Annotated in this window: 10 protein-coding genes and 1 pseudogene; 4 read left to right on the top strand and 7 right to left on the bottom strand. The window is 60.1% G+C overall.

The features are described from left to right. Positions 1 to 88: 88 nt before the first annotated feature. The 3 genes from L972_RS05545 to malZ all read left to right on the top strand — a co-directional run bounded on the left by L972_RS05545 (position 89) and on the right by malZ (position 3,259). Positions 89 to 505, top strand: a complete 417-nt coding sequence (locus tag L972_RS05545) for an META domain-containing protein (RefSeq protein ID WP_005340725.1) — start codon at positions 89 to 91, stop codon at positions 503 to 505. Between the two features lie 88 nt (positions 506 to 593). Next, entirely contained in the window at positions 594 to 1,424 is an 831-nt protein-coding gene (locus L972_RS05540; RefSeq protein ID WP_005355498.1) for an HDOD domain-containing protein, read from the top strand. Between the two features lie 5 nt (positions 1,425 to 1,429). Further along, positions 1,430 to 3,259, top strand: a complete 1,830-nt coding sequence (malZ, locus tag L972_RS05535) for a maltodextrin glucosidase (RefSeq protein WP_047436436.1) — start codon at positions 1,430 to 1,432, stop codon at positions 3,257 to 3,259. Between the two features lie 99 nt (positions 3,260 to 3,358). Here malZ and L972_RS05530 read toward each other — a convergent pair whose 3' ends face one another. Next, positions 3,359 to 3,892: an ATP--cob(I)alamin adenosyltransferase gene (locus tag L972_RS05530; RefSeq protein WP_043821496.1), complete on the bottom strand. Its 534-nt coding sequence runs from the start codon at positions 3,890 to 3,892 to the stop codon at positions 3,359 to 3,361. A gap of 89 nt (positions 3,893 to 3,981) precedes the next feature. Then, the gene (locus tag L972_RS05525) at positions 3,982 to 5,124 is read right to left on the bottom strand and encodes a DUF5610 domain-containing protein (protein ID WP_047436433.1); all 1,143 of its coding nucleotides are present in this window, start codon (positions 5,122 to 5,124) and stop codon (positions 3,982 to 3,984) included. A 170-nt stretch (positions 5,125 to 5,294) separates the two neighbouring features. Between L972_RS05525 and trmA the strand changes: the two genes are divergently transcribed. Continuing rightward, positions 5,295 to 6,428: a tRNA (uridine(54)-C5)-methyltransferase TrmA gene (trmA, locus tag L972_RS05520; RefSeq protein WP_047436430.1), complete on the top strand. Its 1,134-nt coding sequence runs from the start codon at positions 5,295 to 5,297 to the stop codon at positions 6,426 to 6,428. Positions 6,429 to 6,495: 67 nt separating this feature from the next. On the opposite strand, the gene L972_RS05515 is transcribed toward trmA, so the two are convergent. The 5 genes and pseudogenes from L972_RS05515 to L972_RS20615 form a co-directional block, all read right to left on the bottom strand. Then, positions 6,496 to 8,229, bottom strand: a complete 1,734-nt coding sequence (locus L972_RS05515; RefSeq protein WP_047436427.1) for a methyl-accepting chemotaxis protein — start codon at positions 8,227 to 8,229, stop codon at positions 6,496 to 6,498. 51 nt (positions 8,230 to 8,280) lie between these two features. Continuing rightward, positions 8,281 to 9,291, bottom strand: a complete 1,011-nt coding sequence (gene mglC, locus L972_RS05510) for a galactose/methyl galactoside ABC transporter permease MglC (protein WP_005342585.1) — start codon at positions 9,289 to 9,291, stop codon at positions 8,281 to 8,283. A 16-nt stretch (positions 9,292 to 9,307) separates the two neighbouring features. Next, a complete protein-coding gene (mglA, locus tag L972_RS05505; RefSeq protein ID WP_041234376.1) occupies positions 9,308 to 10,828 on the bottom strand; it encodes a galactose/methyl galactoside ABC transporter ATP-binding protein MglA in 1,521 nt (506 codons plus the stop codon). 53 nt (positions 10,829 to 10,881) lie between these two features. Then, positions 10,882 to 11,868 carry a galactose/glucose ABC transporter substrate-binding protein MglB gene (gene mglB, locus L972_RS05500; RefSeq protein ID WP_005340747.1) on the bottom strand — a complete coding sequence of 329 codons (987 nt, stop codon included), beginning with the start codon at positions 11,866 to 11,868 and terminating at the stop codon, positions 10,882 to 10,884. A 276-nt stretch (positions 11,869 to 12,144) separates the two neighbouring features. Beyond that, a pseudogene (locus tag L972_RS20615) lies at positions 12,145 to 12,915 on the bottom strand (beta-galactosidase small subunit); the annotation flags it as partial.

Here is a 12,915-nt window from a genome sequence, read left to right as displayed (position 1 = left end):
ACAGAAGCGGTCGGTCGTCCCCTCTCCCGCCCTGCTCCCGACTGCCCAAAAAGGGTATTCTTGACGCTCCCCCAACCGGAGCCCCCTCATGCCCAGATTGCCCTTTTTGCTGATCCCCCTGTTACTGCTCGCTGGCTGCAGCTCGACCGCCTTTGTTCAGCAAGATCTGCAACACCACCACTGGGTACTGAGCAAACTGGATGGCGAACCGATCAAGGCCCCCCGCGACAATCCCCCCGATTTCGAGATCGGCGAGCACTTCACCGTCAACGGCATCGCCGGTTGCAACCGCTACTTCGGTCAGGGCCATCTGGAAGATGACAAACTGTGGGTCACCAGTCTGGGCAGCACCGAAATGGCCTGCATGCCGCCGCTCGACACTATCGAACAGGCTGTACTGACCACCCTTACCGAGGGTGCAACCCTGAGCGGCACCAGTCAAAACCTGATCCTGCAGGGAAAACAGCACCGTTTGGAATACACCTTGCGCGACTGGGTGTTCTAGCGCTCACAAAGCCGCATCACAAACAGGAACATGTTGTCCGGCTGTGGCACAATATGAGGCAGAGTTCGCAACGGAGGCTGCCTCAGCCATGTCGATGGATCGCCTGTTTGACAAGATCAAACAACTCCCCACTATTCCCAAGCTGCTGCACGAGTTGATGCAGAGCTTCAACGACGAGAATGCCCGCATCGACGAGATTGCGGCCAAGATCGCCATGGATCAGGTGATCAGCGTCAAGGTGCTGCGGATGGCCAACTCGGCCGCCCTGCGCCGGGGCAACGAAGTGACTTCTATTGAACAGGCGGTGATCCGGCTCGGCTTCAACCGGCTGCGCTCCGTGGTGGTCGCCTCCGGCATCATCGGTACCTTCAAGGCCCCGCCCAGCTTCGACAAGAACAAGTTCTGGACCGAGACCTTCCAGGTCGCCACCATCGCCAAAACCCTGGCCCAGGAGGCCAAGGTGATGGATCCCGAGACCGCCTTCACCTGCGCTCTGATCCACAACATCGGCGAACTGCTTATCCAGAGCACCTTGCCGGAAGAGGCCGAGCTCATCAACATGGCGATCCAGAACGGCAGCAGCCGGGTCGAGGCACAGCGGGAGATGCTGGGTTACGACTACGCCCAGCTCGGTGCCGAGCTGGCGCGGCGCTGGAACCTCTCCGAGGCCTTCGTCGATGCCATCTCCCAACAGCTTGACCCGCTCTCCCACGATCCGGTCAGCAAGGAGGCGGTGCTGATCCGTCTGGCGGTCTTTATCTCCTTCGCCTGGAACGCGGGCGTGCCTGCCCAGGCCATCATCGCCCGCTTCCCCAAGCCGCTCGCCGACCAGTTGGGACTGGATCCCAAGTCGCTGGCAGGCCAGCTCGAAACACTGCATGAACAGGGTAATGCCCTCGCCGATCTTCTGACTCAATAAGCATCATGACCCATCCGTTTCTGTTTCATCCCCAGGTGGCGCCCTGGTTCAAAGAGAGCGCCGACGCACTGCAATTGACCCTCTTTAGCGAGCTGGATGCGCCGATCCGCGAGGTGTGGCTGCGCCACGAGCCGGATAACGAGGAGTACCTGATCCCGATGACAGCGTTCTCCACCCGCGATCGACTGCAGGTATGGCAGGCGACACTGCCGCTCATCAAGGGACAGGATATCCACCTCTACAGCTTCAAGTGCCTCACCGACGAGGAGCAGTGGTGGCTGCACGGGGCGGGCGTCAGCGCGTCCATGCCGCCACGGGAGCAACATTTTCGCTTCAACAGCCTGCACCAGCCACCGGCCTGGGTGCAGGATCAGGTGTTCTACCAGATCTTCCCCGACCGCTTCTGCAACGGCGATCCGTCCCTGAGCGTCAAGCATCACGAGTACGAATATCGCGGCAAGGCGGTGATCAGCAAGGCGTGGGGCGAGCCGGTCAGTCGACATGAAGAGGGCCACGGCGCCTGCGAATTCTATGGCGGCGATCTGGCGGGCATCGATGCCAAGCTGCACTATCTGCAATCTCTCGGGGTGACTGCGCTCTACCTCAACCCCATCTTCGATTCGCCGAGCAACCACAAGTACGACACCCAGGACTACTTCAAGGTCGATGCCCACCTCGGCAGCAACGAACAGTTCGCCGAGCTGACCCGCAACCTGCACCAGCGCGGCATGAAGATCATCCTCGATGCGGTGGTCAACCACACCTCTACCGAGCATCCTTGGTTCTGCCCGCCACTGGGAGCCCAGAGCAATCCGGACTCCCCGTGGCGCAGCTTCTACACCTTTGACAAAGAAGGGGATTACGTCAGCTGGAAGGGCATTCGCAGCCTGCCCAAGCTCGACTTCTCCTGCGAGAAGGTACAAGACGCCGTCTATCGGGCCGACGACGCCATCCTCCGTTACTGGATGCGCGCACCCTACCAGATCGATGGCTGGCGCTTTGACGTCATCCACATGCTGGGCGAGCGCGGCACCGCCGAGGGCAACCGCAGTCACGTGCGCGCCATTCGCGGGGCGGTGAAGCAGGAGAACCCGGACGCCTATGTGCTCGGCGAACACTTCTTCGAGGCGAGCCAGTGGCTGCAAGGGGATCAGGAGGATGGCGCCATGAACTACTATGGCTTCGCCCACCCGATCCGCGCCTTCCTGGCTGGCAAGGACATCGCCTACCACCCCATCAAGATCAGCGCCGAAGAGCTGGATCGCTGGCTCAAGCTGGCGCGGGCCCACATCCCGTTCAAGAACCAGCTGGCCCAGTTCAACCTGCTGGACAGCCACGACACCGCCCGCTTCCTCCATCTGCTGGGTGAAGACAAGCAGCGGATGCAACTGGCCGCCACCCTGCTGCTCACCTATATCGGTGTGCCCTCCATCTACTATGGCGATGAAGTGGGGCTCTCCGGCGGCAACGACCCAGACTGCCGCCGCTGCTTCCCGTGGGATACCACAGACTGGGATCACGTGCTGCACGACCACTATCGTCGGCTGATCCAGATCCGCCGCCAGCGCCCCTCCCTGCGCCGCGGCGATATCCAGACCCTCTACGCCGGGCCCCACAGCTATGTGTTCGCCCGTACCCTGCAAAGCGATCAGGTGGTAGTGGCCTGCAACCGCCATCCGAGCGAGCCGCGCACCATCAGCCTGCCCCTGTGGCAGACCGCCAGCCCTGCCAGCCGCTTCACTGACGCCTTCAACGGCGAGAAGTTTGAAGTGGTGCAGGGCGAGGTGCAGCTCACCATCCCGGCCAACTCGGCCCGGGTGCTGATCTCCAGCTGAGCGGGCAACTGACGCGCTGAAAAACAAAACCGGAGCCCAAAGCTCCGGTTTTTTATTCCGTTCAATCCACCATGGCGTTTGGCCCCTTGCCTGCCGCCATCAGTAGTTGATGCTGACGTAGGGCACTTCCGGCACCTGCCAGCGCTGCTTGAGGTAGACGGTGAGCACGAAGAAGAAGTTGGCCAGCAGGTTGGCGAAGCGATAGAGAATGGGATCGAAGGCCACCCCGCTCTCTTCCAACCTGACCAACAGCCGCACCACCTTCTTGCTGCCGCAGCGGCACAGATGGAGGGTGGGAATGGGCTGTGGCCCCTGTGGCAGCACAAAACCGGTGACGCTGCCGCGACTCGCCTCGTTGTAGTGGTCGTAACGGGCCTTGAGCCACTCAAGATCTGCGTCGAAGATCCCCAGCTTGCCGCGCACCGAGCCGTTGAGGTTGTAGATAAGCCGCTGCAACGCCGCGAGATCCGCCAGCATGGGCTCGGTATCGGCATCCGGCGCAAGGTGTGACAGCACGGCCCCGACCTGACAGCAGAGCTCGTCCGTGGCGATCTCAAAATCACATTTGAGCGAGGTTTCGAAGATAAAGGGGTAGCAGAGCTCGCGCTTGTCTCTTGGCTTCTTGGGGTTCATGGGGCAACCGGATTGGAGAAAAGGCCAGTTTGCCAGCCCCGGAAAGGGCTGGCAAACGGCAGGTCATTACTTGCGTTACGCGCTGTGGCTCAGGCGTTCTTACTGGCGGGCTCGGTGGAGGGCTGGAACTGGTTGATCATCCGCAGCGCCTCCAGCATCCGCTGGTTGAAGCTGGTGAAGCGATCGACCTGCGCCGGTTCCTCTTCACCTCTCGCGGCCAGCACGGCCGGGGTCAGCGCCTGTTGCTGGGACGGTGGCAGCAGGGTATCAGCCTGTTTCTGCACCTGATCCAGCTTGGGCAGGTAGTCTGCAAACGGCTTGATCAGATCCTGCAGGGAGTGCGCCCCCTGATAGGTCTGGCTCAGTTTGACGCTCTGCTTGAGCTTGAGGGAGTAGGAGGCCAACTGGCTGTCATCCAGTTTCAGCTCGCCCGCTTTGTCCAGCAGATCCTCGAAGTTGCCGGAGAAGAAGCTCCCCGCCAGCTCGTCGATCCCTTTGACCAACTTGCCGATGGACTCCATCTCGTCGCTGCTGAGGTCCCCCTCCAGCGAGAAGCTGAAGCTCTGGCTCGACTTGAGGCTGAACTGGCTGCCGCTCTCGCTGCTCTGGGACTTGGTCTGCCAGCTGTCGTTGAAGCGCAGCACTACCTTGTCGCCATCCTTGGTCTGGATCTCCAGATAACCCTGCTGGCGACTGGCCATCTCGGCCTGTCCCATGTCGGTCGGGGAGACCTTGCCGAAGAACTCCTTCTCGAACTCCTCGAGCCCTTTCTGGATCAGCTTGTAGCTCTGATCGATACCTGTTTTGATATCGTCGTTGTCAGTCGCCCACTTACCGAGCAGCTTCTTCGCCTCGTCAAAGCCCTTGTCGACCCCCTTGCGGGCCTGCTCCATCATCCCGGTCAGGTCGTCGTCGGATTTGCCATCGGCGCGCGCGGCACCAAGCCGCCCGGTCACGAACTGCAGCACGTTGTCCGCCACCGACTGGAAGTCAAACAAGGTCTCCGGGGTGATCTCCTCGGGCTCTTTCACCTTCGGCGCCTGATAGCCCTGGCCGTTGATCTCCAGCGAGAACTGCAACGCCTGCTGGATCAGCACCTGCGCCCACTTGGGCGGCTTGTGCAAGGAGACCTCCTCCTCGCTCTTGACCTGTTTCTGCTCCGCCTGTTGGGGCGATTTGGGAGAAACACCCACTCCCTTGGGTTGGGCTGCGCCCACGCCTTCGATCTGCATAATGTGTCCTCCCACCATGCCTGTAGATCAGCTATCGGCCTGACTGAACACTTCTTGACCACAAAATACTGGACAATCTGCGGCTGGCTTTTAAAATCGGGCCCCTTTGGGTGGCCTGTTGCCTTCCCCCGATTTCGACCCGGCCCGGCCGGTGTGCATGTGAGGTATTTATGACCCAATCCCAACAGCCTTCCGCGAACGCTCCGGCGCCTAGAACCGCGGCCGACTATCAGGCCCAACTCGACGAAAAGCGCGCTCGCCTCACCGAGCTGTTTGCCGGCTTCACCCTCCCGGCGCTGGAAGTGCACAGCTCGCCGGCGGAGTACTACCGGATGCGCGCCGAATTTCGCATCTGGCACGAAGGGGATGACCTCTTCCACTGCATGTATGCCCCGGCGACCAAAGAGATCATCAAGATAGACCACTTCCCCACCGCCAGCCGTCTCATCAACCAGTTGATGCCGCTGCTGCTGGAGGGGCTGCGCCCACACCCGGTGCTGCGCTGCAAGCTGTTCCAGATCGACTACCTCTCCACCCAGTCCGGCCAGATCATTGTCAGCCTGCTCTATCACCGCAAGCTGGAGGCCGAATGGCTGCAGGCCGCCGAGGCGCTGCAGGCCGATCTGCGCGCCAAGGGGTTCGAGCTGCAACTGATTGGCCGCGCCCACAAGCAGAAGATCTGTCTGGGGGATGACTTCGTCATCGAACAGCTCAACGTGGCGGGTCGCCAGCTCACCTACAAACAGGTGGAGAACAGCTTCACCCAGCCCAACGCCGCCATCAACGAACAGATGCTGGCCTGGGCGCTGGATGTGACCAAGGGGAGCGAAGGGGACCTGCTGGAGCTCTATTGCGGCAACGGCAACTTCTCCATCGCGCTGGCGCAGAACTTCCGCAAGGTGCTGGCCACCGAAATCGCCAAGCCGAGCGTCGACTCCGCCCAGTTCAACATCGCCGCCAACGGCGTCGACAACCTGATCATCCTGCGCATGTCGGCCGAGGAGTTCACCATGGCGATGCGTGGCGAGCGGGAGTTCAACCGCCTCAAGGGGGTCGATCTCAAGAGCTACCAGTGCAACACCATCTTCGTCGACCCGCCCCGCGCCGGTCTCGATGATGCCACCGTCAAGCTGGTGCAGGAGTACGACAACATCCTCTACATCTCCTGCAACCCAGATACCCTGCAGGCCAACATGGCAGTTCTGGGCGAGACCCACGAGATCGCCCGTTTCGCCCTGTTCGACCAGTTCCCCTGGACCCATCACATGGAAGCCGGGGTCTATCTGCGCCGCAAGGCCGGTTGATTCAGGCAGACAGGAAAACAACAACAGGGCCGGATGGCCCTGTTTTGTTATTGGCTGAACACCGGCCTCACTCCAGCCGGAAGTGACCCACGATCTCCCGCAGCCGGTCGTAGGTCTGCTGCATCGCCGCAGAGCTGGCAACCGTCGCTTCGCCATTGTGGGTCAGCTGGCGGATCACTTCGGCGATGGCGCTCATGTTGCGGTTGATCTCCTCAGCTACCGCACTCTGCTGCTCCGCCGCCGTGGCGATATGGCTGATGAGATCGTTGATCTCCACTACTTCCCCTGCCATCAGATCCAGCGACTCGTTGACCCGGGTGGTGTTCTCGGCCGCCCCCTGACAGCTCTGCTTGGTGTTACCCATGGCATCCACCACAGTTCGGGTGCCCCGCTGCAGACTGGCCAGCATGGTCTGGATCTCGGCTGTGCTCTGCTGGGTGCGGGCCGCGAGGGAGCGCACTTCGTCTGCCACCACCGCAAAGCCACGCCCCTGTTCACCAGCGCGGGCCGCCTCGATGGCGGCGTTGAGGGCCAGCAGGTTGGTCTGTTCGGCAATGCTGCCGATCACCCCCAGCACAGAGCCAATCTGCTGCACATCCTGCTGCATCGCCTCGATGGAGCGAGCAGTGGCTTCCACTTCGTCCACCAGCGCCATCACGCTGGCCATGGCCTGATCCACCACCTGACGGGACTGGCTCGCCAGCTGCTGGCTCTGGCCGGTGAGCTGGGCGGTGCTGGCCGCACTCTCGGAGACGGAGACCGCGGTGCGGCTCATCTCGTTGATGGCTGTCACCACCTGCTCGGTCTCGCGTACATGATCCGCCAGCAGAGACTGGGCGGCGCCGGTCTGGCTGGCCAGCCCTTCTATACCACTGTTGAGCTGGCCGCTCGCCTGCCGCACCTCCCCCATCATCTCCTGCAACCGTTCGATAAAGCGGTTGATCCCGGCCGAGATCTGGCCAAGGTCATCCTTGCTGGTTACCGCCAATCGGCGGGTGAGATCGCCGCTGCCGCGGGAGAGCTCCAGCACCAGATCCCGCAGCGAGAGGATGGGGCGATAGGCCACATTGAGCGCCAGCATTGCCAGCACCATCACCACAATCGCCACGCCGCACAGCGCCATGATGATCTGGCCGTTGAGGGCCCGGGTCATGGCCCGGATGTAGTCAAGATCGATGTAGCCGGTCAGGGTCCAGCTGCTACCGCGAATATCCAGCTGGTTGGGGCGCGCTTCACTCTCCCCCTGCGGCTTGCTGTCATAGAGGCTGTTGCCCTGACTGTCGGCCAGCGAGAAGTAGCGGCCATCGCCACTCATCTTCTCCAGCAGGCTTTTGAACTCGCTCATATCGAGGTAGTAGAGATAGGCGGAATCGGCACCGCGCGGCACCAGAATGGTGATGACCGGCTTGCCATCCACCTGTTGCAGCGGGCTGACGGTGATCTGGTTGTTGGCGGCGGGGATCAGCTTGCGCAGGGCATCGACCTTGGCGTTGTCGTTGATGACCCCGCTCACGTCGAAGGCCATGTCGCCGATCACCTTGACGATGTTGTGAAAGCCGGTCTCTTGCAGGGTCTTCTTGACGTTGGTCACCCCGAAGTTGAGGTTGGCGGCCAACAGGATTTTCTGATTGATGTCGCTGGCCAGCTTCTCTTTGACCAGGGTGATCTGCTCGTTGATGTTGTGGGTGGCCTGAGTGCGAATATAGCCACTGATGAAGTGGTTGACGCTGAGCCCGGCAGTGCCGATGGTGACCAGAATGGCCAGTAGCAGCAAGAGGTAAATCTTGACCTTGAATGGCATGGGGTCCCTCCAGAAGAGAGGGCTGACAACGCCAACCCTCTCTGCCAATCGTTATTTCTTCTTGGCGTACTTCATGGAATCCAATGCCACCGCCAGAATGATGATGCCGCCCTTGATGATGAACTGCCAGTAAGGGCTGACCCCGATATAGGTCAAACCATAGTTGATCAAGGTGAAGATAAGTACGCCGGTGATCACACCCGCGACCGTTCCCACCCCGCCGGCAAATGACACCCCACCCACCACGCACGCCGCGATGGCATCCAGCTCGTACATGAAGCCGAGGTTGTTGGTGGCGCTACCGATCCGGCCCGCTTCCAGCATACCGCCGAAGGCGTAGAAGACCCCCGCCAGCGCATAGATCATCACCAGATTGACCGCCACGTTGACGCCGGAGACCTTGGCCGCCTCGGGGTTGCCACCGATGGCGAAGATGTTTTTGCCAAAGCGGGTCTTGTTCCACAGCACCCAGACGAACACGCTGGCGATGGCCGCATAGAAGGTGAGATAGGAGAGCTTGAATCCTCCTATCCGGATAAAGCCCTGGGCGAAACTGGAGAAGCGGGGATCAAACCCGGCCACCGGCGAGGCCCCTACCGAGTCAAAGTAGAGGGAGTTGATACCGTAAACGATGATCATGGTGCCCAGGGTGGTAATGAACGGGGTGACGTTCAGGTAGGCCACAATGAGACCGTTGACCAGACCAATCAGCGCCCCCACCACACACACCAGCAGGATCACCGCAGGAATGGGCACCTCCCCCAGCGTCGGGAACACCTTGTTGACGTTGGTCAGCGCCTGCAACATGGTTGCCGCGATGAGTGCCGCCAGACCGACCTGACGACCGGCCGAGAGATCCGTCCCCTGAGTGATGATGATGCCCGCCACCCCCAGCGCGATGATGACCCGCACCGAGGACTGGGTCAGGATGTTGCTGAAGTTGGTGAGGCTCAGGAAGGAGGGCTCCTGGATCACGATGACCATGAGCAGCACCAGCAGCACCAGATAGATGGCGTTTTCCTTGAGCGCCTGCATCAGATTGAAATTTTTAGCCGACTCCATAAATGTCTTCCTGTCTCTAGAGGTACAGAGATGCCAGGCGCAGTATCTCGCTCTGGTCAGTTTCTTTGGTATTGACGATCCCGGCGACCCGGCCGTTGCTCATCACCATGATGCGGTCGGTGATCCCCAGCAATTCCGGCATCTCTGACGAGATGATGATGATCCCTTTGTCCTTCTTCGCCAGCTCCAGGATGAGCTGGTAGATCTCGAACTTGGCCCCGACGTCGATGCCGCGGGTGGGCTCGTCGAGCATCAGGATCTCCGGCTGGGTCAGCAGCCAGCGGCCGATGATCACCTTCTGCTGGTTGCCCCCGGAGAGGGAACCTATCTGGGTCTGCTGGGTCGGCGTCTTGACCCGCATGGAGTCGATCACCCACTGGGTATCGCTCTTCATCTTGTTGTCGCTGAGCAGCCCCATGGAGCCCTTGTAGCTGTCCATGTTGGCGATCAGGGAGTTGAAGGCGATATCGAGCCGGGAGTAGATACCGGTGGAGCGGCGCTCTTCCGTCACCAGCGCAAAGCCGTTGCGGATCGCTTCGTGGGCGTTGTGGTTGGCTACCTCTTTGCCGTGCAGCTTGATGCTGCCCTGACTGCGATCACGAATACCGAACAGGGTCTCGACGATGTCGGTGCGCTTGGCCCCCACCAGTCCGGCGATGCCGAGGATCTCCCCCTTGTGCAGGTTGAATGTCACATCCTGAATGGAGGGCTGGTTCTTCGCCGTCAGGTGTTCGATCTCGAGGATCACCTCTTTCGGCTGGTTGGTCTTTTCCGGGAAACGCTGGGTCAGTTCACGGCCGACCATCATGCCGATGATCTGATCCATGGTCATGCCCTTGAGCGGCTGGGTTGCCACCCACTGGCCATCCCGCAATATGGTGATCTCGTCACAGAGCTGGAAGATCTCCTCCATCTTGTGAGAGATGTAGACGATGCCGCACCCTTTCTCCTTCAACTTGTTGATGATCTTGAAGAGGTGGTTCACCTCTTTCTCGGTCAGGGAGGAGGTGGGTTCGTCCATGATGACGATCTTGGCGTCGTAGGAGAACGCCTTGGCGATCTCGATCATCTGCATCTGGGAGACCGACAGGGTCGCGACCTTCACTTTGGGGTCGATGTCGATATCCAGCTCATCGAAGATGCGCTTGGTGTCGTCATACATCTTGCCGTGGTCGATAAACCACCCCTTGGTGGGGTAGCGGCCGAGCCACATGTTGTCCATCACGGTACGCTGCAACACCAGGTTGAGCTCCTGATGCACCATGGAGACGCCATTTTCCAGCGCCTCTTTGGAGGAGGTGAAGTTGATCTCCTGCCCCTTGAAGAAGATCTTGCCCTGATCCTTCTCGTAAATGCCGAACAGGCACTTGAGCAGTGTGGATTTTCCCGCTCCGTTCTCGCCCATCAACGCATGCACAGAATGAGGACGGACCCGTAAATTGACATTATCGAGTGCCTTGACGCCGGGAAAGCTCTTACTGACGTCAATCATCTCCAACAGCCATTCTGATTGTTGCTGTGTTGTCATATCAGCCATCACATCTGGTTGAAAAAAGGGCAAGGGGATCTCCCTTGCCCTGAAGGAGGGAATTACTCGAATTGGGACAGGTTGTCTTTATCCACACCGACGTAGGCAACACGTACTACCTTGTCGACGATATTCCACTTGGTGCCTTCACCGGCCGGTTTGCCTTCAGCCAAGTTCTTGGTCAGCTCGAAGGTGGCTTTGGCCTGGTTGGCCGCATCGTTCAGCACGGTACCCGCCATGGCACCGCTCTTGACCATGGCCAGCGCTTCCGGCAGCGCATCGACGCCGAATACCGGAATGGCAGTCTTGCCCTGGGCTTTCAGTGACTCGACTGCACCCATTGCCATGCCGTCGTTGTTGGCGATGACCACTTCGATCTTGTTGGCGTTGGGGCCGGAGATCCAGGCATCCATCTTGTCTTTCGCCATCGCGGTATCCCACATACCGGTATCCATGTGCAGTTGCTCGGTCTTGACGCCGCCATCGTTCAGGGTCTTGACCACGTAGGAGGTGCGCGCTTCGGCATCCGGGTGGCCCGGCTCCCCTTTCAGCAGCACGAACTGGATCACGCCATCCTTGTTCAGATCCCACTCCGGATGGGCTTTCCAGTGTTTGGCAATCAGCTGACCCTGGATGATCCCTGACTCCTTGGAGTCGGTACCCACGTAGTAGGCCTTGTCGTAGCTGGCCAGATCGGTAGCGCTCGGCTCCTTGTTGTAGAAGACCACCGGGATATCTTCGCCACGGGCTTTCTCAATCACCACCGGTGCCGCAGCCGGGTCAACCAGGTTGATGGCCAGCGCCTTCACCCCTTTGGCCAGCAGCACGTCGATCTGGTCGTTCTGCTTGGACTGGTCGTTCTGGGAGTCGTTCATCAGCAGTTCCACCCCCGGAGTGGCTGCCGCCTCCTTCTCGATGGCCTTGCGCACGACCGCCATGAAGTTGTCGTCGTACTTGTAGACGGTTACCCCGATACGGGTGTCAGCCTGGGCATTGGCTCCAGCCATCATGCCCATCAGCAGGGCGGCAACTGTGGTCAGTTTTTTCATTATGTGTGCTCCGATGTGTCTATCTGTGTTGTAGGGTGGCGAGCAATTGAGCAAGCGCCAATCAATGTAATCAGTTTGTTGTCATTTCTTCTGTGATCATGACGACAAAATGAAAACGTTTACATTCTGTTACATTGAAACTTTATATTTATTTTTCAAATACATATAAATAAAAATCAGATTTGAGACTCAATCTTTCCCACAGCATTGAGGCTAGTCGTTACTGGTCTGTTGTCAAAATGGCGCACTGGCTCGACAGTCGCTTCAATAGCTGGATTAACGGAGAGTGCAGCTCCAACGGTAACGGCGCTCGAGCAGTTGATACTCGGGACGCACGCTCTGGCTCCAGGAGTCATCCCCGCCCACCCCCATATGGGCGCCATCGAGACAGACCCACAGCCCCTCTTCGGCCACCAGATCGCTCTGGTGACGAGCAGCGGCCAGCTGTTGCAGACTGAAGCGGCTGGCACTGAAATGGAAGGTGCCGTGCACCGTCGTGCTGCCCAGCTGCAGCTGACGGGTATCGCAGCGCAAGCCGTTGTCACTCGGGAAAATGTAAGGGGTGTGCATGGCTTCCAGCGGCAGGCTCCAGCGCCCCAGATCGGCGCCCAGCAGGCGATCCGGATAGTTCTCGTGCGGCCCACGCCCCAGCCATTCGGCTCGCGCCGGTACCTCGGCCAGATGAAGCAGCAGGCCGATCCGCGGCAGCGACGGCAGCACCTGTGCCAGCTCGGTCTCTATCTCGAGGCTCATAGCGCCATCGTCGGTAAAGTGATGATGCCAGTGACTCACCAGCAGCAGCTCATCACGGTGGAAGTAGCCATGGCTGACCCGGATATCCCCTCCGGCGACCGCGATCCCCAGACAGCGGTGCTGCCACTGACCGAGGCCACAGCCCTGCCAGCGAGCAATCCAGGAGTTGGGGTCGGCGTGATCCGCTTCGCTGGTGCCGATGTCGTTGTCGAGCGGCGCCCGGTAGAAGTGATCCATGATCGGCGCCAGCAACTGCTCCTGCCCCGATTTTTGCCAACTGGTGATGCGGCCGCT

It is taken from the genome of Aeromonas sp. ZOR0001, from assembly GCF_000801015.1.
In the GTDB taxonomy this organism is placed as follows: Bacteria; Pseudomonadota; Gammaproteobacteria; order Enterobacterales; family Aeromonadaceae; genus Aeromonas; species Aeromonas veronii.
The sequence above is the reverse complement of the archived record's forward strand: the minus strand, read 5'-3'. Positions and strand labels throughout refer to the sequence as shown.

Coding starts and splice junctions, on each gene's coding strand:
- mglA (WP_041234376.1), bottom strand. CDS start 10,828: ATGGCTGATATGACAACACAGCAACAATCAGAATGGCTGTTGGAGATG.
- malZ (WP_047436436.1), top strand. CDS start 1,430: ATGACCCATCCGTTTCTGTTTCATCCCCAGGTGGCGCCCTGGTTCAAA.
- L972_RS05545 (WP_005340725.1), top strand. CDS start 89: ATGCCCAGATTGCCCTTTTTGCTGATCCCCCTGTTACTGCTCGCTGGC.
- L972_RS05515 (WP_047436427.1), bottom strand. CDS start 8,229: ATGCCATTCAAGGTCAAGATTTACCTCTTGCTGCTACTGGCCATTCTG.
- L972_RS05530 (WP_043821496.1), bottom strand. CDS start 3,892: ATGAACCCCAAGAAGCCAAGAGACAAGCGCGAGCTCTGCTACCCCTTT.
- mglB (WP_005340747.1), bottom strand. CDS start 11,868: ATGAAAAAACTGACCACAGTTGCCGCCCTGCTGATGGGCATGATGGCT.
- L972_RS05540 (WP_005355498.1), top strand. CDS start 594: ATGTCGATGGATCGCCTGTTTGACAAGATCAAACAACTCCCCACTATT.
- trmA (WP_047436430.1), top strand. CDS start 5,295: ATGACCCAATCCCAACAGCCTTCCGCGAACGCTCCGGCGCCTAGAACC.
- L972_RS05525 (WP_047436433.1), bottom strand. CDS start 5,124: ATGCAGATCGAAGGCGTGGGCGCAGCCCAACCCAAGGGAGTGGGTGTT.
- mglC (WP_005342585.1), bottom strand. CDS start 9,291: ATGGAGTCGGCTAAAAATTTCAATCTGATGCAGGCGCTCAAGGAAAAC.